Source organism: Delftia tsuruhatensis NBRC 16741, from assembly GCF_001571325.1.
Classification (GTDB): domain Bacteria; phylum Pseudomonadota; class Gammaproteobacteria; order Burkholderiales; family Burkholderiaceae_C; genus Comamonas; species Comamonas tsuruhatensis.
This window is the reverse complement of record NZ_BCTO01000079.1, coordinates 1-20,968: the sequence shown is the minus strand read 5'-3', so window position 1 is coordinate 20,968 and position 20,968 is coordinate 1. Positions and strand designations below refer to the sequence as shown.

19 protein-coding genes are annotated in these 20,968 nt (G+C 69.7%); 9 read left to right on the top strand and 10 right to left on the bottom strand.

The annotated features are described in order from the left end of the window. Positions 1–44 precede the first annotated feature (44 nt). Positions 45–866, top strand: a complete 822-nt coding sequence (locus DTS01S_RS27370; protein ID WP_026062794.1) for a nucleotidyltransferase domain-containing protein — start codon at positions 45–47, stop codon at positions 864–866. Positions 867–879: 13 nt separating this feature from the next. Next, the gene (gene rtcA, locus DTS01S_RS27365) at positions 880–1,923 is read left to right on the top strand and encodes an RNA 3'-terminal phosphate cyclase (RefSeq protein ID WP_017406986.1); all 1,044 of its coding nucleotides are present in this window, start codon (positions 880–882) and stop codon (positions 1,921–1,923) included. A gap of 6 nt (positions 1,924–1,929) precedes the next feature. Here rtcA and rocF read toward each other — a convergent pair whose 3' ends face one another. Then, positions 1,930–2,895 (bottom strand): arginase, encoded by a 966-nt coding sequence (gene rocF / locus DTS01S_RS27360; protein WP_026062796.1) that lies wholly within the window; start codon positions 2,893–2,895, stop codon positions 1,930–1,932. Positions 2,896–2,912: 17 nt separating this feature from the next. Beyond that, on the bottom strand, positions 2,913–3,986 hold the full coding sequence (locus DTS01S_RS27355) for an ornithine cyclodeaminase (protein WP_061289791.1): 1,074 nt from the start codon (positions 3,984–3,986) through the stop codon (positions 2,913–2,915). Positions 3,987–4,101: 115 nt separating this feature from the next. Between DTS01S_RS27355 and DTS01S_RS27350 the strand changes: the two genes are divergently transcribed. From DTS01S_RS27350 to DTS01S_RS27340, 3 genes are all read left to right on the top strand, one after another. Then, entirely contained in the window at positions 4,102–5,382 is a 1,281-nt protein-coding gene (locus DTS01S_RS27350; protein WP_017406989.1) for a THUMP domain-containing class I SAM-dependent RNA methyltransferase, read from the top strand. Then, on the top strand, positions 5,379–5,867 hold the full coding sequence (locus DTS01S_RS27345) for a putative toxin-antitoxin system toxin component, PIN family (RefSeq protein WP_016450511.1): 489 nt from the start codon (positions 5,379–5,381) through the stop codon (positions 5,865–5,867). Before DTS01S_RS27350 ends, DTS01S_RS27345 begins: the two co-directional genes overlap by 4 nt. 190 nt (positions 5,868–6,057) lie before the next feature. Beyond that, the gene (locus DTS01S_RS27340; RefSeq protein ID WP_061289787.1) at positions 6,058–6,375 is read left to right on the top strand and encodes a DMT family transporter; all 318 of its coding nucleotides are present in this window, start codon (positions 6,058–6,060) and stop codon (positions 6,373–6,375) included. Positions 6,376–6,387: 12 nt separating this feature from the next. Here the strand turns inward: DTS01S_RS27340 and DTS01S_RS27335 are convergent, their stop codons facing one another. The 3 genes from DTS01S_RS27335 to DTS01S_RS27325 form a co-directional block, all read right to left on the bottom strand. Beyond that, on the bottom strand, positions 6,388–6,939 hold the full coding sequence (locus tag DTS01S_RS27335; RefSeq protein ID WP_017406990.1) for a GNAT family N-acetyltransferase: 552 nt from the start codon (positions 6,937–6,939) through the stop codon (positions 6,388–6,390). A 417-nt stretch (positions 6,940–7,356) separates the two neighbouring features. Next, on the bottom strand, positions 7,357–9,741 hold the full coding sequence (locus DTS01S_RS27330) for a cytochrome P450/oxidoreductase (RefSeq protein WP_017406992.1): 2,385 nt from the start codon (positions 9,739–9,741) through the stop codon (positions 7,357–7,359). Between the two features lie 34 nt (positions 9,742–9,775). Next, positions 9,776–10,756, bottom strand: a complete 981-nt coding sequence (locus DTS01S_RS27325; RefSeq protein ID WP_017406993.1) for a Bug family tripartite tricarboxylate transporter substrate binding protein — start codon at positions 10,754–10,756, stop codon at positions 9,776–9,778. A gap of 160 nt (positions 10,757–10,916) precedes the next feature. On the opposite strand from DTS01S_RS27325, the gene DTS01S_RS27320 reads away from it, so the two are divergent. Continuing rightward, the gene (locus tag DTS01S_RS27320) at positions 10,917–11,762 is read left to right on the top strand and encodes an IclR family transcriptional regulator (RefSeq protein WP_016450515.1); all 846 of its coding nucleotides are present in this window, start codon (positions 10,917–10,919) and stop codon (positions 11,760–11,762) included. 30 nt (positions 11,763–11,792) lie between these two features. On the opposite strand, the gene DTS01S_RS27315 is transcribed toward DTS01S_RS27320, so the two are convergent. Further along, entirely contained in the window at positions 11,793–12,656 is an 864-nt protein-coding gene (locus DTS01S_RS27315; RefSeq protein WP_061289783.1) for a BUD32 family EKC/KEOPS complex subunit, read from the bottom strand. 140 nt (positions 12,657–12,796) lie between these two features. Between DTS01S_RS27315 and DTS01S_RS27310 the strand changes: the two genes are divergently transcribed. Beyond that, positions 12,797–13,579, top strand: coding sequence for an IclR family transcriptional regulator (locus tag DTS01S_RS27310; protein ID WP_017406995.1), 783 nt, complete (start codon positions 12,797–12,799; stop codon positions 13,577–13,579). 1 nt (position 13,580) lies between these two features. Here DTS01S_RS27310 and DTS01S_RS27305 read toward each other — a convergent pair whose 3' ends face one another. Genes DTS01S_RS27305 through DTS01S_RS27290 form a run of 4 tightly spaced genes read right to left on the bottom strand, consistent with a single transcriptional unit; the run spans position 13,581 to position 17,737 of the window. Beyond that, a complete protein-coding gene (locus tag DTS01S_RS27305; protein ID WP_017406996.1) occupies positions 13,581–14,723 on the bottom strand; it encodes a CaiB/BaiF CoA transferase family protein in 1,143 nt (380 codons plus the stop codon). A gap of 21 nt (positions 14,724–14,744) precedes the next feature. Further along, positions 14,745–15,707, bottom strand: a complete 963-nt coding sequence (locus DTS01S_RS27300) for a Bug family tripartite tricarboxylate transporter substrate binding protein (RefSeq protein ID WP_017406997.1) — start codon at positions 15,705–15,707, stop codon at positions 14,745–14,747. Between the two features lie 40 nt (positions 15,708–15,747). Further along, positions 15,748–16,527: an SDR family NAD(P)-dependent oxidoreductase gene (locus DTS01S_RS27295; RefSeq protein WP_016450520.1), complete on the bottom strand. Its 780-nt coding sequence runs from the start codon at positions 16,525–16,527 to the stop codon at positions 15,748–15,750. Positions 16,528–16,549: 22 nt separating this feature from the next. Beyond that, positions 16,550–17,737 (bottom strand): thiolase family protein, encoded by a 1,188-nt coding sequence (locus tag DTS01S_RS27290; protein ID WP_017406998.1) that lies wholly within the window; start codon positions 17,735–17,737, stop codon positions 16,550–16,552. Between the two features lie 161 nt (positions 17,738–17,898). On the opposite strand from DTS01S_RS27290, the gene DTS01S_RS27285 reads away from it, so the two are divergent. Both DTS01S_RS27285 and DTS01S_RS27280 read left to right on the top strand, forming a co-directional pair. After that, positions 17,899–19,464: an AMP-binding protein gene (locus DTS01S_RS27285; RefSeq protein ID WP_017406999.1), complete on the top strand. Its 1,566-nt coding sequence runs from the start codon at positions 17,899–17,901 to the stop codon at positions 19,462–19,464. A gap of 48 nt (positions 19,465–19,512) precedes the next feature. Further along, positions 19,513–20,655, top strand: coding sequence for an acyl-CoA dehydrogenase family protein (locus DTS01S_RS27280; RefSeq protein WP_017407000.1), 1,143 nt, complete (start codon positions 19,513–19,515; stop codon positions 20,653–20,655). The last annotated feature ends 313 nt before the right edge of the window (positions 20,656–20,968 follow it).

Genomic DNA, 20,968 nt, shown 5'->3' with positions numbered 1-20,968 from the left:
GGCCCCGGGCTCTCATCCTCCGGAACAGAAAGCAGGATGAGAGCATGAGGGAAGAGAAGGTATTGAGCGCGCATCCGGTCTCCGACGCCATGCGCGCCACGGTGCTGGCCAACCTGGCCGAGGTGGAGCGCAGGCACGAGGTCACGGTGCTGTTTGCCTGCGAGTCGGGCAGCCGCGGCTGGGGCTTTGCCTCGCCCGACAGCGACTATGACGTGCGCTTCATCTACGTCCACCGCCTGCCCTGGTATCTGACGGTGGCGCCGGGCCGCGATGTCATAGAGCAGCCGCTCAGCGGCGAGCTCGATGTCAGCGGCTGGGAGCTGCGCAAGGCGCTGGGGCTGCTGCGCGCCTCCAACCCCACGCTGCTCGAATGGCTTCGCTCGCCCGTGGTCTACCGGCAGGAGCAGCCCTGGGCCGAGCGCCTGCATCTGCTGGCCGAGCAGGGCTTTTCGCCGGTGCGCGGCTACCACCACTATGTGGCCATGGCGCGCAAGAACCTGCGCGCCCACCTGCAGGGCGATGTGGTGCGCTACAAGAAATACTTCTACGTGCTGCGTCCACTGCTGGCCGCGCGCTGGATACGCGAGGGGCGTGGTGCGCCGCCCATGCGCTTTGCGCAGCTGGCGGCGGGCACGCTGGAGGATGCAGGCCTGCTGGCCGAGCTCAACGAGCTGCTGGAGCTCAAGATGCGCCTGGGCGAGGCCGCCAAGGGGCCGCGCCGGGTGCGGGTCCATGATTTCCTGGAGCGCGAGCTGGCCCATGCCATGGCCCATGCGCCCGATCCGGGGGGCCAGGCCGATGCGGCGCCGCTGGACCGCTATCTGCGGGATGCCGTGGCGCGCTTTGGCGGCAATTGGCGGCAATGAATGAAAGAGAAAAATGAAAGTGATCGAGATCGACGGCTCCGCCGGGGAGGGCGGAGGCCAGATGCTGCGCAGCGCGCTGGCGCTGTCCATGTGCACGGGTCAGCCCTTTGCCATGCAGCGCATCCGTGCCGGGCGCGCCAAGCCGGGCCTGATGCGCCAGCACCTGGCCTGCGTCAATGCCGCCGCCGAAATCTGCGGCGCGCAGATGCAGGGCGCCGAGATGAATTCGCAGACGCTGCAATTCACACCGGGGCCGGTGCGTGCGGGCGAGTACCGCTTCGTGATCGCCTCGGCGGGCAGTTGCACCCTGCTGCTGCAGACGCTGTGGCCCGCGCTGATGCTGGCCAATGGCGAAAGCCGCCTGACCCTGGGCGGCGGCACCCACAACCCGGCCGCGCCGCCCTTCCATTTCCTGGAGCGCAGCTATGCGCCGCTGCTGCACAGGCTGGGCGCGCGCTGCGAACTGCGGCTGCGCCGGCTGGGCTTTTATCCGGCCGGTGGCGGTGAGATGGATGTGACGATCACGCCGGCAACCAATGGGCTGGTGCCTTTCGATATCACCGAACGCGGCGCACCCGTGGCCAGCCATGCCGAATGCTTTGCGCCCGCGCTGCCACGCGCGGTGGCCCAGCGCGAACTGGACCATCTGGGCCAGGCCCTGGGCTGGTCTGGCGAGCAGTTGCAGGTGGCTGCCGTGCGCCAGAACGAGGGGCCGGGCAACGCGCTGCTGGCCACGCTGGCCTATGAGCACCTGAGCGAAGTGTTCACGCAGTTCGGCATGAAGGGCGTCAGCGCCGAAAAGGTGGCGCATGACCTGGCACGCGAGGTGCGCCGCCACCAGGGCAGCCGGGCCGCGCTGGGCCCGTACCTGGCCGACCAATGGGCCCTGCCGCTGGCGCTGGCCGTCTGGCGCAGCGGGCGCGGTGCCAGCTACACCTGCACGGAACTGACGCCGCATGCGCGCAGCAATTTCGAGGTGATCGAGCGCTTTGTGCCTGTGCGCTTCGCTACGGACGCACCGGGCGACGGCTGGCGTGTTTCGCTCTCGCCAGCCTGAGCGGCCTCAGCGATCGGCCCGCACCAGCGTGCTCTTGCCGAACAGGCTCTCCAGCAGGTCCACCACCAGCTCGGCCGTCTGGTTGCGCAGGTCCAGCGCCGGGTTCAGTTCCACCAGGTCCATCGAGCCCAGGCGTCCGGTATCGGCCAGCATCTCCATGCACAGCTGGGCCTCGCGGTAGCTGGGGCCGCCGCGCACGGGCGTGCCCGTGCCGGGCGCGATGTCGGGATCGAGGTAGTCCACGTCGAAGCTCAGGTGCAGGTGGGTGTCGCTGCCGGCGAGGCCGTCGAGCGCGCGGCGCATGACCTCGCGCATGCCCAACTCGTCGATGGCGCGCATGTCGTACACCTCGATGTCCAGCGAATGCAGCAGGCGCTTTTCCTGGTCATCCACGCTGCGCAGGCCGATCTGGCACAGCGAGGCGGCATCCAGCGCCGGATCGCCGCCCTGGGACAGCGCGGTCAGCGGCTCGGGCCCCAGGCCGCACAGGCTGGCCACGGGCATGCCGTGCAGGTTGCCGCTGGGCGAGATATCGGGCGTGTTGCAGTCGGCGTGGGCGTCCAGCCAGATCACGCGCAGCGCGCGGCCCAGGCGGCGGCAGTGGGCGGCCACGGCACTGATCGAGCCCATGGCCAGGCTGTGGTCGCCGCCCAGCATCAGCGGCAGCTCGCCATCGTCCAGCGCCTGGCCAACGGCCTGGTGCACGGCGTCCATCCAGGCGCGGGCCGGTGCGAGGTGGCGCAGCCCCTGCTCGGGCGGTGTCTGGGGATTGGGCGGACCGGCCAGGTTGCCGATGTCGCGCACCTGGCAGCCCAGCTGGCGCAGCGCCGGGGCCAGGCCGGCCACGCGCAGCGCGTCGGGGCCCATGGCGCTGCCCAGGCGGCTGGCGCCGATGTCGGTGGGCACGCCTATGAGTCTCAGGGCGCGTGCGGTCTGCGGGGTCGTATGGGTGTTCATGCTCATGGGACCCATGGTATGCAGTCCCCGTGTCAGCCAAAGCCGCGTTCTGCCTGCCCGGCCTCGCGCACCAGCCGGTACAGGTCGCGGGGGGCGGCCAGCGCAGGCACCAGGTCGATCGACTGCATCAGCCCGGTGTCGTGGGCCAGCGCGCGCAACCAGCGCAGGGCCGAATAGTCTTCCAGCGCAAAGCCCACGGAGTCGAACAGCGTGATCTCGGTGTCGTGCCCGCGTCCCGGCGCCAGGCCATTGATGACCTGCCACAGCTCGGTCACGGGCGCGTCGGCGGGCAGCTGCTGTATCTCGCCTTCCACGCGCGTCTGGGGCGTGAACTCCACGAAGATGCGCGCGCGCCGCAGCAACTCCACGGGCAGTTCGGTCTTGCCGGGGCAATCGCCGCCGACGGCATTGATGTGGGTGCCGGGGCGCACATCGGCATCGGCGATCACGCAGGCGCGGCGCTTGGCGGCCGTGACCGTGGTGACGATGTCGGCGCCTTCCAGCGCCTGGGCGCTGCTGGTGTAGCAGGTGATGCGCTGGGCGGCAATGCCTGCATGGCCCAGGTTGTCCACCAGCTTGCGCATGGCCTGGACATCGATGTCGAAGATGCGCAGCCGCTCCACGCCCAGCAGGTGGGTGAAGGCCAGGGCCTGGAATTCGGACTGCGATCCTGCGCCTATCAGCGCCATGCTGCGGCAGCCCTGCCGCGCCAGCCGGCGCGCGGCCAGCGCCGAGGTGGCCGCGGTGCGCAGCGCCGTGGCCAGCGTCAGGTCGGACAGGAAGACCGGCAGGCCCGTGGCCACGTCGGCCAGGGCGCCGAAGGCCATCACCGTGGGCAGGTCCCGGTCGGCGTTGTCTGGATGGCCATTGACGTACTTGAAGGCGTAGTCCAGCGCATCGGACACGGGCATGAGCTCGATCACGCCGCCGGGCGAATGGTGGGCGAGGCGGGCCGATTTCTCGAAATCGGGCCAGCGCGCGAAGTCTTGCTCGATGGCATCGGCCAGGCCGGCCAGGCAGGCGGCGACGCCGACCTGCGCCACCAGGCGTGCGGCCTGCGTGGCGCCGAGGAAATCCGTGTGGACGGGCGTGGTTCGAGGCTTCATGGTGCTCTCCCTCGCGGTTGCTTCCACTGTAGGCCCGGGCCGAAGCGCAGGCAAGCGGGTTTCGGCTGGCGCCTGCGCGGGGAATCGCGGTGCGCGTATGCTCGGCACCCAAGCTATGAACCAACTGCATCTGTTTTTGCCCTGCGCCGCCGGCGTTGAGGGATTTCTGGCCGACGAGGTCCACGCGATCACCGGCCTGAGCGGCCACGACCTCCTGGTCGGCCGTGGCGGCGTGATGGTGCGCGGCCTGTGGCGCGACGCCATGCTGCTGAACCTGCACAGCCGTCTGGCCCAGCGCGTGCTGGTGCAGCTGTCGCAGACCCTGTACCGCAACGAAAACGACCTGTACCGCGCCGCCAGCGAAGTGGCCTGGGAGATCTGGTTCTCCCCGCGCGAGAGCTTCAAGATCGAAGTCACGGCCCAGCACAGCCCGCTGACCAGCCTCAACTTTGCGGCGCTGCGCGTCAAGGACGCCATTGCCGACCGCTTCCGCGACAGGAAGGGCGTGCGCCCCGACGTGGAAACGCGCCACCCCGACGTGCGCGTGCACCTGCACCTGACGACCGACGAGGCCACCATCTACATCGACACCTCGGGCGAGGCGCTGTTCAAGCGCGGTTGGCGCGAGGACAAGGGTGATGCGCCGCTCAAGGAAACCCTGGCCGCGGCCATGATCGCCGCCACGGGCTGGGACCCGCACGGCGACGATCCCCAGCCGCTGTACGACCCCTGCTGCGGCAGCGGCACGGTGCTGATCGAGGCCGCGCAGATCGCCCGGCGCATTCCGGCAGGCATCCTGCGGCGCTTCGCGTTCGAAAAGCTCGTGCCCTTCCAGAGGCATGTGTGGGAAGCCATGCTGGACGAGGCAGAGGCCGCCATCCTGCCCGACAGCCCCGTGGGCATCTATGGCTCCGACGTGTCCCACCGCATGGTGGACTTCGCCCAGCGCAACGCCGAGCGCGCGGGCGTGGGCCAGACCGTGCAGTTGCGCGGCGGTGACGCGCTGCAGCGCATGCCGCCTTGCGAGCAGCCCGGCCTGATGCTGCTGAATCCGCCCTATGGCGAGCGCATTGCCGCAGCCGGCTCGGCCGGCCGCAGCGCCGGCGAGCGCATGGCCGTGGTCGAGCGCGCGGGCCGCGAGACGGCCCAGACCGAGGACGGCGTGGAATTCTTCAGCCAGCTGGCCACCCACTGGAAGAAGAACTACAGCGGCTGGAGCGCCTGGATGCTCACGCCCGACCTCAAGCTGCCCGGCAAGATGCGCCTGAAGGAAGCGCGGCGCACGCCCATGTGGAACGGCCCCATCGAGTGCCGGCTGTTCCGCTTCGACATGGTCCGTGGCGCTGTCAAGCCCAGAAAGGCCGCCGAAGGCCCGGCAGAGGGCGCCGCGCCATGAAGATCGTGCTGCGCTGGCCGCAGTGCAACGACGGCTACGAAGGTCCCCTGCCCCGGCCCGTGGTGCTCGATACCAATGTGGTCCTTGACATGCTGATCTTCGACGATCCGCATGTTCCGCCGATCCGCGAGCTGGTGGAGCAGGGGCAGATGCGCTGGATCGCCGACCAGGCCCAGCGCATCGAGCTCGAACGCGTGCTGCACTACAGCCAGATCGCGCCGCGCGTGGCCTTCTACGGCAAGACGGTCGAGGGCGTGCTCTCGGCCTTCGACGGAGCCGTCGAATACGTGGCCGATGCGCCGCGCATCCGCTTTGCCTGCACCGACCCCGACGACCAGCATTTCCTGGACCTGGCCAGCCAGCACCAGGCGCTGCTGATCAGCAAGGACAAGGCCGTGCTCAAGCTGCGCAAGCGCGTGGCCGGCCTGGGCGCCACCGTGGGCAACATCCTGCTGGCTGAACAGGAAGAGGCACTGGCCGCCTGACGCCCTGGATGCTGTTGTGCAGCAACCACCCAGGCGGCAATGGGGCAACAGGCTGGGTGCGGCCGGCTTGAAGGCTTTCTCCTAAACTGGCGGCCATGCAGGAGGCGCAAGCCCTTCTGCCAGGAGGACGGCCTCCCCCACATCGGGACATGCATGCGCCGGGACGACCCGGCTTCACAAGGAGTTTTCCATGGCATGTGTCTATCTGTTGGTGGCGGGGCTGCTCGAAGTGGTCTGGGCGTTCTCGATGAAGCAATCGCACGGCTTCACGCGGCTGGTGCCCAGCGCCATCACCATCGTCACCATGATCGCCAGCTTCGGCCTGCTGGCCGTGGCCATGCGCAGCCTGCCGCTGGGCACGGCCTACACGATCTGGACCGGCATCGGCGCCGTGGGCGCCTTCCTGGTCGGCATCACGGTCCTGGGCGAGCAGGTCAGCGCCATGCGCATCGGCGCGGCCGTGCTCATCGTCTCGGGCCTGGTGCTGATGAAGATGTCTTCGGACTGAGCGGGTGGCCGTTCAGCGGCCCGTGCCCAGCTCCAGCGTCAGGCGCAGCATGTCGCGGTGCTGCACGCCGCGCTCCCACAGCTGGGTGGTGTAGTGCTTCAGAAAGAAGTCACGCACGATGCCCGTCACGCGAAAACCCGCGCGCTGGTAGAAGACCAGCTGGTCGCCGAAGCTGCCGGTGCCGACCTCGATGCGGGGAGCACCTTGCGAGCGCGCCCAGGCGATGGCCTGGCGCAGCAGGGCGGTGCCCAGGCCCCGGTGGTGCAGCGATTCCGCGACCGCGATGTTCATCAGCTCCCAGGCGGGTGGGCCTGAGGCCTCGTCGCCGCTGGCGCGCAGCGGCACCAGCACGCACATGCCCAATACCTCGCCGCGCCCGCCGGGACGCGGCGGCTGGCCTTCGCGCTGGAAGGACTCGCGCGCGGCAAAACAGGTGGAGCCCGCCAGATAGCCGCGCACCTTTTCCCGCGACGGGTCCGCCGACAGCAGCAGCGGCCACGGCGCCTCGGCCGGGTTCAGCGGCTCTATGTGCCAGGGTGCGAGGGAAACGGAAGGCGCGGTCATAAGCCTGAATCATCCCATGCCTGACATTGGGACGCAGTTGGGCGCCTCTGCGGAATCTTGACGTGCGCTTACAACTGTGCGTTTGCACGCCGGAATCTAGTGGTTTATACTTATTCCTAGGGTAAACGCTTAGAGGGTTTTCCCGGCATTCGCGGCACTTGAGATGCATGCCGCCAGTGATTGTTGAGCGTCTCAGTAAGGAAGTTCACCATGCGCCAAGCAATCTATTCCCTGATCGATTTCATCCAGCAAGCCCGCAACGCCGAGCTCGAAATCGCCAACCAGTAATCCGGTTGGAGGCAGGTGCGCCCTGAAGCGCGCCCACCGATGCGATCGCCCCATTGCCGATGATGGCCTTGGGGCTTTTGTGTTTCTGGGCGCCGGGCTTGCGGGCGCCGGGCTGCCCTGTAGCCCTGGCTACAGGCCCAGCACCAGCCTGCCGCTCCTGGCGCGCGAGCAGCAGCTCATCATCTTGGTGCAGGCCGCGCGCTCGCCGCGCGTGAGGACCATGTCTCGGTGGTCCACCTCGCCTTCGAGCACGGGCACTTCGCAGGACCCGCACAGCCCTTCCCGGCAGTCGCTTTGCACTTCGATCTTCGCGCTGCGCAGGGCGTCCAGCAGCGTCTGGTCGTTGCGCACCTGCAGCACAAGGCCCGAGGCGCGCAGTTCCACCTCGAAGCCCTGCTCCCTGGCAGGGTCCAGCGCCCCCACGGTGGAGACGAAATGCTCCACGCGCAGGCTGTCCTCGGGCCAGTGGCGGCTGGCGGCCTCCAGGCCGTGCAGCAGGCGCGCCGGTCCGCAGGCATGGATGCGGGCTCCGGCGCGCGGCGTGGCCAGCAGGGCGGCGTAGTCGGCGCGCCGGCCTTCCTCCGCCACGTACAGGTGCAGCCGGGCGCCATGCTCGGCCTGCAGCGGCGTCAGCAGCGCCATGCCCGCGCGGCGCCGGCCGCTGTAGTGGATTTCATAGGACAAGCCCAGCGCCCTGGCGCGCCGTGCCATGGCCGAGATGGGCGTGATGCCGATGCCGCCGGCCACCAGGATCAGGTGGCTGGCGCCTTCGTCCAGCGGGAAATGGTTGCGCGGGCCCCGCACCTGTACGGTGGCGCCGCGGTGCAGATGCTCATGCACCCAGGCCGAGCCGCCACGGCCGTTGGCCTCGCGCAGCACGGCAATCTCGTAGCTGCCGGTGTCCTGCGGGTCGCCGCACAGCGAGTACTGGCGCGACAGGCCCGTGTCGCCGCATTGCAGGTCGATGTGCGAGCCCGGCGTCCAGCGCGGCAGGGCGTGTCCATCGGCGGCCTTCAGGCGCAGGCGCAGCACGCCTTCGGCGGCAGCCTCGGCCTCGGCCACGACCATGGGCCGGCTGGCGCCGCCCTGCAGGGCTTCGCCGATGCGCACGGGCTGGCGCGCCTGCAGCAGGGCGGGACGGGCGCGCTCGGGGTTCAGGGCCGGGTCCCACTCCACCCACAGGTGTTCGGGGCCCCGGAACGAGGTGTTGGGCACGTAGGTGAACCGCTGCTCGGCCAGCCGCATGTGGGGCAGGCGGCGCGTGAACTCCTCCAGGAAGATCTGCATCTCCATGCGCGCCAGGTTCTTGCCCATGCACTGGTGCGAGCCATAGCCGAAGGTCAGGTGGTCGCCGGCGTTGTCGCGGTGGATGTCGAAGAAGTCGGCATCGGCGAAATGCCGCTCGTCGTGGTTGGCCGACGAGGTCACGATGAGCAGCTTCGAGCCCGCCGGCACGGCCACGCCGCCGATCACCACGTCGCGCGTGGCCAGGCGCCGCCAGGCGGCCACCGAGCCGTTGTGGCGCAGGCATTCCTCCACGGCATTGGGGATCAGCGCAGGGTTCTCGCAGATCTGCTTCCAGGCGCCGGGATGCTGCAGCAGCAGCTTGACGGCGTTGGCCGTGGCATTGGCCGTGGTCTCGTGCGCGGCCACGATGCCGGCCATCATCATGGAGTGCAGGTAGGAGTCGGTGACGACCTCGGGAAGCTCCTTTTGCTTGCGTATGCCGTATTGCATCCAGCCCGGCGCATCGGGGTTCTCGCGCATCTTGGCCAGCACCTTGCCGGCCAGCTGCCAGAAGTTGCCCACCGCATGGGCCACGGCCACCTGCTGCTCGGGCCGGGGCCGGCCCCAGGTGTTGACGGTGTGGGCGATGGAGTACTCGCGCAGCCTGTCCATGTCCTCCTCGGGCACGCCGAGAAAGTGCAGGGCCACGGTCAGCGGCACCTCCCACAGCATCTGGTCCACAAGGTCGGCGCGGCCGTCGTCGATGAAGCGGTCCACATAGGCGCGCGCCAGCTCGCGCACCATGGGCTCGTGGTGGCGCAATTCCTCGGGCGTGAACGGGTCCATCAGCGCGCGGCGGCGCGGCATGTGCGCGGGCTCGTCCTCGTTGACCAGGGTGCGGTTCAGCGCGAAGCCGTAGGAGGCCAGCACGGCATTGGCCTCCTCGCCCGTGGGCGTGATCTTCTCCAGCGCGATCGAGGGACTGAAGGCGATGTTGTCGCGGAACACCGCCTTGATGTCGTCGAAGCGCGTGACCACCCAGTAGCCCAGTTGCGGGCTGTAGAACACCGGCTCCTGCTCGCGCGCCCAGCGCACATATTCGGGCGGGTCCTGCTGGTAGCCGTCGCTGAACGGGTCGAAGGCCGCGGCACCTGCGCTGACGGGGCAGCCCGTGGGGCCGGTCTGGCCGCTGGGCTGGCGGTGGTCGAAGGGGCAGCGCGCGGAGGCGGGCGCAGAGCCGGACGCAAAGGCGGACGGGGCGGTGTCGGGGGCGGCGGAGGCAGTCATGGCTGGTTGTTCGCAGGCAGGCAGGCGCGGAGGGTCAATCCAAAGTGATGTTCTGGTCGCGGATCAGCTGGTGCCAGCGCGTGCTTTCGCTGGCCAGCAGCGCGGCGAACTGCTCGGGCGTGTTGCCCACGGGCTCCACGCCGAAATCCACGAGCTTCTGGCGCACGGCGGGCTCGTTGATCGCGGCCACGACCTGCCGGTGCAGGGCCGCGATGACCGGGGCCGGCGTCCTGGCGGGCGCCACCAGTCCCACCAGGGCGGCGGCCTGCACCTTGGGCAGGCCTAGCTCGGCGAAGGTGGGCACGTCGGGCAACTGGGGCAGGCGCGTGGCGTTGGCCACGGCCAGCGGGCGGACCTTGCCGCCCTTGATGAAGCCTGCGCCCGCGGCCAAGTCCACCATCATCACGGGCACCTGGCCGCCAGCCACGTCGCCCAGGGCCGGCGCCGCGCCCTTGTAGGGCGCGTGCACCAGCTTCAGGCCGGCCTCCACCCTGAGCAGTTCCATGGCCAGGTGGTGCGGGCTGCCGGCGCCGGCCGAGGCGTAGTTCACGCCGTCCTTGCTGGTGCGCGCCTGGGCCAGGAAGTCTTTGGCCGTGGCCGCTGCCATGCCGGGGCCGGCCACCAGGATCATCGGGAAGCGGCCCATCAGCGTGACCGGCGCGAGGTCCCTGGCGGGGTTGTAGCTGAGGCTCTTGTAGAGCACGGGATTGAAGACCAGGGTGCCGTTGTCGGCCGACAGCACGGTGTAGCCATCGGCGGCGGCGCGCGCGGTTTCCGAGGCGCCTATGGCCGTGTTGCCGCCCGGGCGGTTGTCCACCACGACGGGCTGGTGCACCTGGCCGCCCCAGGCCTGGCCTATGGTGCGGGCCAGGAAGTCCGAGCCGCCGCCGGCCGCGTAGGGAACGATCCAGCGCACGTTCCTGCTGGGGAATCCGTCCTGGGCCAGCGCGCCGGGCATGGCGGTGGCCGATAGCAGGCCTGCGGCCAGTGTGGTGAGGAAAAGGCGCTTGTGCATGGGGCTTGTCTCCGGTGAGGCCTGGGTGGAATCCATGGAATCTTGTTTTGCGTAATTTTTCTACGCATTGCGTAAAAATACCGCCCGGGATTACCCGCAAGCTGCGGCACAATGCCCCGCCAGCCCTTAAAACAGGCCTTTCCAGACCCGCCCTGCCGCCATGACTTCCACTGTTGCCTCCGAGATTGACGAGCCCGCGCCGCCGCGCGAAAGGCGCCAGCGCGTGCAGGCCGCCGAGACCTGCCTGGCCGTGCTCAAGGCCCTGGCCACGCTGGGCGGACGCGCCAGCCTCACGGCCATCGCGGGCGCGGTGGAGGAAAGCCCGGCCAAGGTCCACCGCTACCTGGCCAGCCTGATGGCCGAGGGGCTGGTGGAGCAGGACCGTGGCGGCACGCAGTACGCGCTGGCGGCCGAGGCCATGCGCGTGGGCCTGGCCGCCATGCGGCAGTCCGACCCCATCCGCCTGGCCGAGCCGGCCCTGCTGCACCTGCGCGAGGCCTTGCAGGTCACCAGCTTCGTGGCCGTAATGGGCAACCTGGGGCCGACCATCGTGCGCTTCGAGGAGCCGGGCCTGCCGGTCACCGTCAATGTGCGCGTGGGCTCGGTGATGTCGCTGCTGTGGTCGGCCACGGGGCGCGCCTTCTTCGCCTTCATGGACGACGATGCCCGCGTGGATGCGCTGCTGGCCCGGGAGCTGGCCGAGGCGCCGGCCGCGCGGCGCGCGCTGCTCGATGGCGCGGACCCGCTGGGCACGCTGCGCCGCGAGATCCGCGCTGCGGGCTGCGCCTCGGTGCGCGACGTCAACCTGCCGGGCATCAGCGCCGTGGCGGCGCCGCTGCACGACTACACGGGCCATGTGGTGGGCGTGCTGTGCGCGCTGGGCGCCAGCGGCGGCTTCGACCCGGACCCGCAGGGCGCTGTGGCCCGGGCCCTGCGCGCCGAAGCGGCGCGCGTCAGCGCCTCGCTGGGCCATCTGCCCGGTGAGGCCCGGCTGAAGCCCGGCTGAGGCCCGGTTGAGGCGTGCAGCCCGCTGCCGCTACGGCGTCACCAGCATGTAGGCCATGCGCACGCGCTGCATGTCGCGGCCCAGGCGGCGGCTCTCAGGCAGGCGGCGCACCCAGGCCAGCTGTTTCACGGTGCGCGCCATCAGGGCGCGGGTCTCGGGCTCCATGGACTGCACGAAGTCCCGCCAGGCCGTGCGCGCGGCCGGCATGGCGCCGGCCTGCTCCAGTATCCAGGCCGTGGAGTGGGCGTAGCACAGGGCATCGCGCACGCGGCACAGCGCCAGGGGCAGGTGGGCGGCGGGGTCGTCCTCGAAGTCGATGAAGCCGATCACGCCGTCTGCACAGCAGACCATGTTGCGCGCAAAGGCCTGGCTCAGGCAGTCGCCGCTGCCATGCACCTGCTGCAGGGTCTGCAGGCCCTGCAGCCACAGCGCCAGCGTGCTGCCATCCCCCCGGGGCAGGGCGGCTTCCATGGCATTGCCCAGCGAGGGCGCCTCCACGCCGGGGCTGCCCAGGTGGCGCATGGCAAAGCCGTCCTCGCACTCGGCCAGCACGGCAGGCACGCGCAGGCCGCGCTGCGCGAGCTGGCGCAGGCGGCGCACCTCGGTGCGGATGGCTTCGTGGCCGCCCGGGTTGGGCACGGGCCGCAGCACGGGCAGGCGCAGGCCGGCGGCCAGCAGGGCCAGGGCGCGATAGCGCCACGCCGGGTTGCTGGCGCCCGCGCGCTTGACCCAGATGGTTTCGTCGCCGCGGTCATAGCGCTGGATGCTCAAAGGCTGGCTCAGCACATGGGCGCGCAGGAAGGCGTCGTAGTCTGGCGATTCGGAAGGCGGGACGGCGGCAAACGGTTCGGACACGGCAGGCTTTTCTGGTGGGAGGCGCAGTGCGCCAAGCATGGACCGATTGTGCCGTGTCATGTCCGTTGCGCGGGGCAAGGCCTGTTTACGGGTTTGCACTGCGCATGGCCCTGGAAATCTGTGCGGCGGCATCCTGAAAATTGAGACAATCGTTTCATCTTTTCAGCCCTCATCAATCCATGAATTCCGAAGACAATGGCAAGCTGGTGGCCGCCCTGGTGCGCGGCATCTCCGTGCTCCAGTGCTTTTCCAACAAGCACCAGGAACTCAGCGCCCGTGAACTGATGGACATGACGGGCCTGCCCAAGCCCACGCTGTTCCGCCTGATCGACACCCTGTGCGAACTGAACCTGATGCGCTACTCCGAGCGCCTGTCCAAGTACGTGCCGGGCGTGGGGCTGCTGAACCTGTCCTCGCCCGTGCTGGCGCGCATGCACATGCGCCAGTTCGCGCGGCCGCACATGCAGGAGCTGGCCAATCACCTGGAGGGCCAGATCCAGCTGGCCGTGGGCCACGGCCGCCAGCTGTGCCTGGTGGAGCTGGCCAACGGCCTGACCAACAAGGTCTTCCTGCCCGAGATCGGCGTGCACATCTCGCTGTCGCGCACCGCCACGGGCCGCGCCTACCTGCTGAGCCTGCCCGAGGCCGAGCGCGAGGCCTTCATCGCCGAGCTGCAGGCCGACGATCCCGCACGCGCCCAGCAACTGCGCGAGCGGCTCGACGATGCGCGGCGCGACCTGGCCGAGCACGGCTTTTGCCGCAGCCACGGCGACCTGCACCGCGAGATCCAGTCCATTGCCGTGCCCATGTCCACGGCCCAGGACGGCGAGTACTGGGTGTTCTCGGTCTCCCTGCCCATCTACAGCCCGCAAAGCCGCGCGCTGGAAAGCGATGCCGGGCCGCGCCTGATCACGCTGGTGCGCCTGGTCGAAGGCATGCTGGGCGCCTCCAGCCTCTCGTGAATCAGCGGGCGCTGCGCCAGACTTCCTGCGCGCGCCCTGCGCTCACCTTCTCCCGCACGCTGGCGGTGTCGAAGCCTGCGGCATTCGCACGGCCCGGCGCATAGGCCTGGCCGTCAAAGCGTGGCGCGGGGCTGGCCTGCAGGGCGCCGCCTTCGGGCTGCAGGTAGACGCCACGCGCCTGCAGGTGCGGGTGGCTGGCGGCTTCCACAGGGCTGAGCACGGCGCCGAAGCAGGCATCGCTGCCCTCCAGCAATTGCTGCCAGTACGCGCGGGGCCGGGAGGCGAACAGCGTCTGCAGCTGCGCGCGCCGCGCGGGCCAGGCGGCGCGGTCCCACTGGGGGCCCTGGAACGCTGCGGCACCGGCCAGGCCCAGCCTGTCCAGCAGCAGGGCATGGAACTGCGGCTCGATGGCTCCCACGGTGATGAAGCCGCCATCGGCACAGGCATAGGTTTCGTAGAACGGCGCACTGTCGTGGATGCTGTGGCCGCGCTCGTCGGCCACCAGACCGCGCTGGCGCGCGTGCAGCATGAGGTTGAGCATGTGCGCCGCACCATCGACGATGGCCGCGTCCACCACGGTGCCGCGCCCCGTGGCGCGTGCCTGCACGATGCCGGCCAGCAGCCCCGTCATCAGGTACATGGCGCCGCCGCCGATGTCGCCCAGCGTGGCAAACGGCGAGACCGGCCGGGCATCGGCCGGCGCGCACCCCCACAGCGCGCCCGAGACGGCGGCATAGTTGTTGTCGTGGCCGGCTGCCTGGGCCAGCGGGCCGTCCTGGCCCCAGCCCGTCATGCGGCCATAGACCAGGCGCGGGTTGAGGGCCTGGCAGGCCTCGGGTCCCAGGCCCAGGCGCTCCATGGCGCCGGGCCGCATGCCCTCGATCAGCGCATCGGCATCGCGCACCAGGGCCAGCACCAGGTCACGCCCTTCGGGTGACTTGAGATCGGCGAACACCGAGCGCTTGCCGCGCGACAGCGCCGAGGCGGCTGAGGTGGCTGAGGTGGCTGGGGTGGCGGCGGGTTCCCCCTCGGGCCGCACGATGGACACCACATCGGCCCCCAGGTCCGCCAGATGCATGGCACAGAACGGCCCCGGGCCGATGCCGCCAATCTCCAGCACGCGCACGCTGTCCAGCACCTTCATGGCGTCTCCGTCGAAATCGGGTCAGTCGAGTTGCAGCTGGCGGCTGGTGATCAGCGCGCCCCAGCTCTTGCGGTCGTTGTCCACCAGCTGGGTGAACTGCGCCTGCGGCATGCCGCCCGGGCGGCCGCCGAGCTCGCGGTAGCGGCGCGCCACCTCGGGGTCCCGGAGCACGGCGACCAGGCCGTCGGTGAGCTTGCGCACCACGGCGGGCGGCGTCTGCGCGGGCAGGAAGAAACCCATCCAGCCGACCTTGTCGAAGTCCTGCAGGCCCAGCTCGGTGGTGGTGGGCACGTTGGGCAGCTCGGGCTCGCGCTGCGCGCCGGTCACGGCGATGGGATGCAGCTTGCCCGCCTTGATATGCACCAGCGAGGCCGTGAGGTTGTCGAACATGAACTGCGTCTCTCCCGACACGATGGCCGCCGTGGCCGGTGCCGAGCCACGGTAGGGCACATGCACCACGTCCACGCCCGTGCGCTCGCGCAGCAGCTCGCCCATGAGGTGCGTGGTCTGGCCCACGCCGGCCGAGGAGAACGACAGCTTGCCCGGCGCCTGCCGCGCGGCCTTGAGCAGATCGTCCAGCGAGCGCACCGGCGATGCCTGCGGCACGACCAGCACGTTGGAAAACGAGATCATGTCCGTCAGCGCCACGAAGTCCTCGGGCCTGTAGGGCAGCTTCTTGTAGGCCGTGTAGTTGATGGCGTTGGAGCCCGTATTGCCCACCAGCACCGTATAGCCGTCCGGCTGCGCGCGTGCCACCTGGCTGGCACCGATGGAGCCGCCCGCGCCCGGCCTGTTGTCCACGATGACGGGCTGGCCCAGCCGCTCGCCCAGCTTGAGCGCCAGCAGCCGCGCGGGAATGTCGGTGGAGCCCCCGGCCGCGCCCGGCACGACCAGGGTGATGGGCCGCGTGGGCCAGGCATCGGCTGCAATGGCTGCCGTGGCGCACAGCAAGGCAGCCGCCGCCAGCGTGAGACGTTTGAACATGGTGTTTCTTCTCCGCGCGTGTGCTGGGCCGGGGCGCTTGTCAGCGAGGACTCATCCGAATGGCACCGTCCAGGCGAATCGTCTCGCCATTGAGCATGGGATTTTCAAGAATGTGCAGCGCGGTCAGCGCGTACTCGGACGGGTGGCCCAGGCGTGCGGGGTTGGGCACGGAGGCGGCCAGCGACTGGCGGATGTTGTCGGGCAGCTTGGCCAGGATGGGCGTGTCGAACAGGCCCGGCGCAATGGTGCACACGCGGATCATGCGCGTGGCCAGGTCGCGCGCGGCGACGATGGTCATGCCGATGATGCCGGCCTTGGCCGAGGCATAGGGAATCTGGCCGATCTGCCCCTCGTAGCCCGCCACCGAGGCCGTGAGCACGCAGGCGCCGCGCTCGCCTTGCACGGGCTCGTTGCGCGCCATGCTGGCGGCGGCCAGGCGCAGCGTGTTGAAGGTGCCGATCAGGTTCACGCGGACGATGCCCGTGTACTTGTCCAGCGAGCCGGGGCTGCCGTCCTTCTCCACCAGCCGCAGCGGCCCGCCCACGCCCGCGCAGTGCACCAGGGCGCGGAACTCGCCGAAGTCCTCGGCGGCCGCAATGGCGGCGGCCATCTGGTCGGCGTCGGCCACGTCGGCCTTCACGAAGCGCAGGCGACTGCCGTGGCGCTGGCGGGCGGCGTCCACCATGGCCGCGCCGCGGTCCTCGTTCAGGTCCACCACCACCACGTTCAGGCCGCGTTCCAGCAGCGCCAGGGCCGATGCCTCGCCCAGGCCTGATACGCCGCCCGTCACCAGGGCCGTCATGTTCTCTTGCAGTTGCATGGATGTGTCTCCCGTGCCTGGCTCACAGGCGTTCGATGATGGTGGCGTTGGCCATGCCGCCGGCCTCGCACATGGATTGCAGGCCGTAGCGCGCGCCGCTGTCCTCCAGCGCGTGCAGCATGGTGGTCATCAGGCGGATGCCCGAGGCCCCCAGCGGATGGCCCAGGGCGATGGCGCCGCCGCGCGGGTTCAGCCGCTCGGGGTCGGCGCCCAGTTCCCTCAGCTCTTTCAGCCAGGCCAGGGGCACGGAGGCGAAGGCCTCGTTGATCTCGCAGTGGTCCATCTGCTCCAGCCGCATGCCGGCCTTGGCCAGCACGCGCCGCGTGGCGGGAATGGGGGCCGTGAGCATGTACAGCGGATCGTCGCCCACCACGTCCAGCGCCACGAAGCGCGCTCGCGGGCGCAGGCCCAGCTGCTGGGCGCGCTTTTCGCTCATCAGCAGCATGGCGCTGGCGCCGTCGGTCATCTGCGAGGCATTGCCCGCCGTGGTGTGCCAGCGGATCTGCGGAAAGCGCGCCGACAGCTCGTCGTTCTGGAACACGGCCTTGAGCGCGCCCAGCTTCTGCGCCGTGGTGCCCGGGCGGATGGTCTCGTCGGCCGTGACGAGGCCGGCAGGCGTGGTGATGCCCACGATCTCGCGCTCGAAGTGCCCGGCCGACTGGGCCGCATGGGCGCGCTGGTGCGATCGCGCGGCATAGGCATCCAGTTCCTCGCGGCCCAGGCCCCAGCGCGCGGCCACGAGGTCGGCCGACACGCCCTGGCCCACCAGCCCCGGCGCGAAGCGCGCATCGAAGCGTGCGCCCGTGGTGTTCTGCCCCATGCGCGAGCTGCCCATGGGCACGCGGCTCATGGACTCCACGCCGCAGGCGATCACCATGTCCTGCGTGCCCGACATGATGGCCTGCACGGCAAAGTGCACGGCCTGCTGGCTGGAGCCGCACTTGCGGTCGATGGTGGTGGACGGCACATGGGCCGGCAGGCCTGCGGCCAGCCAGGCCAGGCGGCCCGGCGTGCCGGCCTGCTCGCCGGCCTGGCTCACGCAGCCGGTGATCACATCGTCCACCGCGCCGGGGTCGATGCGGTTGCGCTGCACGAGCTGCTCCAGCACCTGGCTGAGCAGATCGACGGGGTGGAGTTGGGCCAGGGCGCCATCGGGCTTGGCCCGGGCCATGGGACTGCGGATGGCATCGACGATGACGGGAGTGTTCATGCGGATTTAATGAGACTGGAGGTTCATGAAATGAATGATAAGTCTCGAAATTTGCATTGAACAAAGCGTTTTCCCGGATGAAAAACCGCGCGCAAACAAAAATACTTGCTGAAACCCGATGAATTCGAGACGGCGGATTCAAAAAAGCAAAGGAGACAGGCGTGCATGACTTTCACAGCTGGGCCGATGCCCGGCCCGACCGCGTTGCGCTGACCATGGGCGACAGCGGCCAGCAGCACACGGCGGGCGCGCTGGCGCAGCGCTCGCGCGAGGTGGCGCAGTGGATGGCCGGGCAGGGCCTGGCGGCCGGCGACACGGTGGCCGTGCTGATGGAAAACCGCGTGGAGATCCTGGAGCTGGTGCTGGCCGCTCGCCTGGCGGGCCTGTACGCGGTGGTCATCAGCACCCACCTGACGGCGCCCGAGGTGGCCTACATCCTGGGCGACAGCGGGGCGCGCCATGTCTTTGCCTCGGCCGCCACGGCGGCGCAGCTGCCGGCCGAACTGGCCGCCTCCGTGCATTCGGTGGACGGAGACTGCGCATCCACGGGCCTGCCGTCGCTGGCCGATGCCCTGGCCGCCTGGCGTGCGCAGGCGCCCGCGCCCATCGACCTGTCAGGCCGTCCGCTGGGGCGCGACCTGCTGTACTCCTCGGGCACCACGGGCCGGCCCAAGGGGATCAAGAAGGCGCTGCCGGCGGCGCTCTACCGCACGCAGGCCGACCCCGAATTCCTGGCCTGGCAGCGCAACATGGGCTTTGACGCCGACACGGTCTACCTCTCGCCCGCGCCGCTGTACCACGCAGCGCCGCTGCGCTACTGCCTGCGCACGCTGGACGGCGGCGGCGCGGTGGTGATCACGGCGCGCTTCGACGCACAGCAGGCGCTGGCGATGATCGAGCGCTACCGCATCACCCACAGCCAATGGGTGCCGACCATGCTGGGCCGCCTGCTGCAGCTGCCCGAGGAGGTGCGGCACGGCTATGACCTGTCCAGCCACCGCTGCGCCATCCATGCGGCCGCGCCCTGCCCGGTGGCCGTCAAGCAGGCGCTGCTGGACTGGTGGGGCGACATCCTGCTGGAGTACTACGCAGGCTCCGAAGGCTGCGGCATCACCCTGATCAACTCCGCCGAATGGCGCCGGCGTCCAGGCTCCGTGGGCCGCGCCAGCTACGGTCGGCTGCGCATCGTGGGCGACGACGGGCAGGAGCTGCCTGCGGGCCAGATCGGCCGCGTGTTCTTCTCGGACGTGGCGCCCTTCGCCTACCTCAACGACCCCGCCAAGACCCGCGAGGCCATCGACGAGCGCGGCTGGGCCACCTATGGCGACCTGGGCCATGTGGACGAGGAGGGCTACCTCTTTCTCAGCGACCGGCGGGCCGACCTCATCCTGTCGGGCGGCGTCAACCTCTATCCGCAGGAGATAGAGAACGCGCTGGCCACGCACCCGGCCGTGCAGGAGGTGGCCGTGGTCGGCGTGCCCGAGCCCGACTTCGGCGAGCAGCCCATGGCCGTGGTCGTGCTGCGCCAGGGCCACGCGGCCAGCGCCGAGATGGCACGCGCCATCGTCGCCGAGGCCGGCGCCACGCTGTCGCGCCTCAAGCGCCCGCAGCGCCTGCAGTTCGTGGACGAGCTGCCGCGCCTGCCCACGGGCAAGCTGCTGCGCCGCGTGCTCAAGGACAGGCTGCGCGAGCAGCCGCACGCGGGCTTCAACCTGCGCAGCGCCTGAACGGCCCTTCCCCGTCTTTCCTCACCGACAACCACCGGATACCGACCCATGCAAGACCTGACCGAGCGCTCCGTCTACCGCGAAGACCATGAACAGTTCCGCGAGCAGGCCCGCCGCTTCTTCGAGCGCGAGATCGTCCCCCACCATGCCGAATGGGAGCGCCAGGGCATCGTGCCCAAGGAGGTCTGGCGCAAGGCCGGGCGCGAAGGCCTGCTCAACCCCATGCTGCCCGAGCCCTACGGCGGCGGCGGCGACTTCGGCCATGCGGCCGTGCTGCTGGAGGAGATCGCGCGCACGGGCGCCAGCGGGCTGGGCTTTCCGCTGCATTCGGACATCGTCGCGCCCTACATCCATGCCTATGGCAGCAAGGCCCAGAAGGACCGCTGGCTGCCGCGCATGGCCGCGGGCGAGCTGATCGGCGCCATCGCCATGACCGAGCCCGGCGCGGGCAGCGACCTCAAGTCCGTGCGCACCACGGCGCGGCGCGAGGGCGACCACTACGTGCTCAACGGCCAGAAGACCTTCATCACCAACGGCATCAATTCGGAGCTGGTCATCGTCGTCGCCAAGACCGCGCCCGAGATGGGTGCCAAGGGCGTGTCCCTGATCGTGGTCGAGGACGGCATGCCCGGCTTCTCCAAGGGCCGCAAGCTCGAGAAGATCGGCCTCATGGCGCAGGACACCTCGGAGCTGTTCTTCGACAACGTGCGCGTGCCGGCCGACCACCTGCTGGGCGAGGAGAACGCGGGCTTCAGGTATCTGATGCACGAACTGGCCCAGGAGCGCCTGGTGGTGGCCGTGCGCGCCGCCGCGTCCATCGAAGCCTTTTTGCACAAGACCATTGCCTACACGCGCGAGCGCAAGGCCTTCGGCCAGCCGGTGTTCGACTTCCAGAACACGCGCTTCAAGCTGGCCGAGGCCAAGGCACAGGCCACCATGCTGCGCGTCTTCGTGGACGACTGCATCGCCCTGCACCTGCGCCGCGCGCTCGCCCCCGACCGGGCCGCCATGGTCAAGCTCAATGCCACGGCGCTGCAAAACCGCCTGCTCGACGAATTCCTGCAACTGCACGGCGGCTACGGCTACATGACCGAATACCAGATCGGCCGCGCCTGGACCGATGCGCGCATAGGGCGGATCTACGGGGGCAGCGACGAGATCATGAAGGAGATCATCGGAAGGACTCTTTGAACCCCTGAGCGGCTGCGCGGGCGTGCGGCGCCCTGATCCGGGGGACGGCCAAGCGGGGCGATGTGTAGCGGCTGCACATCATGAAGGCCCTTGCTCCGGCCGCTTGTCCTAGGCTTTTCCCAAGCCCGATCCGAGTGGGAGAAGCGGCAATTTTCCTTTTGGCAATCCTATTTTTTGGCAGAAATTGGAATTTCCATAGAGCGGCTCATTCTTCCATGATCTTTCCGTATCGAAAGACCGGGAGGGCGCCCCGACAGGGCGCGAGCACCAATGACACGCCGAGTCACCATCCATACGCCATTGGGCGATGAAT

Bases quoted from the DNA above. Each gene is read 5' to 3' on its own strand.
- DTS01S_RS27370 (WP_026062794.1), top strand. From the start codon at position 45: ATGAGGGAAGAGAAGGTATTGAGCGCGCATCCGGTCTCCGACGCCATG.
- rtcA (WP_017406986.1), top strand. From the start codon at position 880: ATGAAAGTGATCGAGATCGACGGCTCCGCCGGGGAGGGCGGAGGCCAG.
- rocF (WP_026062796.1), bottom strand. From the start codon at position 2,895: ATGGGTCCCATGAGCATGAACACCCATACGACCCCGCAGACCGCACGC.
- DTS01S_RS27355 (WP_061289791.1), bottom strand. From the start codon at position 3,986: ATGAAGCCTCGAACCACGCCCGTCCACACGGATTTCCTCGGCGCCACG.
- DTS01S_RS27350 (WP_017406989.1), top strand. From the start codon at position 4,102: ATGAACCAACTGCATCTGTTTTTGCCCTGCGCCGCCGGCGTTGAGGGA.
- DTS01S_RS27345 (WP_016450511.1), top strand. From the start codon at position 5,379: ATGAAGATCGTGCTGCGCTGGCCGCAGTGCAACGACGGCTACGAAGGT.
- DTS01S_RS27340 (WP_061289787.1), top strand. From the start codon at position 6,058: ATGGCATGTGTCTATCTGTTGGTGGCGGGGCTGCTCGAAGTGGTCTGG.
- DTS01S_RS27335 (WP_017406990.1), bottom strand. From the start codon at position 6,939: ATGACCGCGCCTTCCGTTTCCCTCGCACCCTGGCACATAGAGCCGCTG.
- DTS01S_RS27330 (WP_017406992.1), bottom strand. From the start codon at position 9,741: ATGACTGCCTCCGCCGCCCCCGACACCGCCCCGTCCGCCTTTGCGTCC.
- DTS01S_RS27325 (WP_017406993.1), bottom strand. From the start codon at position 10,756: ATGCACAAGCGCCTTTTCCTCACCACACTGGCCGCAGGCCTGCTATCG.
- DTS01S_RS27320 (WP_016450515.1), top strand. From the start codon at position 10,917: ATGACTTCCACTGTTGCCTCCGAGATTGACGAGCCCGCGCCGCCGCGC.
- DTS01S_RS27315 (WP_061289783.1), bottom strand. From the start codon at position 12,656: ATGCTTGGCGCACTGCGCCTCCCACCAGAAAAGCCTGCCGTGTCCGAA.
- DTS01S_RS27310 (WP_017406995.1), top strand. From the start codon at position 12,797: ATGAATTCCGAAGACAATGGCAAGCTGGTGGCCGCCCTGGTGCGCGGC.
- DTS01S_RS27305 (WP_017406996.1), bottom strand. From the start codon at position 14,723: ATGAAGGTGCTGGACAGCGTGCGCGTGCTGGAGATTGGCGGCATCGGC.
- DTS01S_RS27300 (WP_017406997.1), bottom strand. From the start codon at position 15,707: ATGTTCAAACGTCTCACGCTGGCGGCGGCTGCCTTGCTGTGCGCCACG.
- DTS01S_RS27295 (WP_016450520.1), bottom strand. From the start codon at position 16,527: ATGCAACTGCAAGAGAACATGACGGCCCTGGTGACGGGCGGCGTATCA.
- DTS01S_RS27290 (WP_017406998.1), bottom strand. From the start codon at position 17,737: ATGAACACTCCCGTCATCGTCGATGCCATCCGCAGTCCCATGGCCCGG.
- DTS01S_RS27280 (WP_017407000.1), top strand. From the start codon at position 19,513: ATGCAAGACCTGACCGAGCGCTCCGTCTACCGCGAAGACCATGAACAG.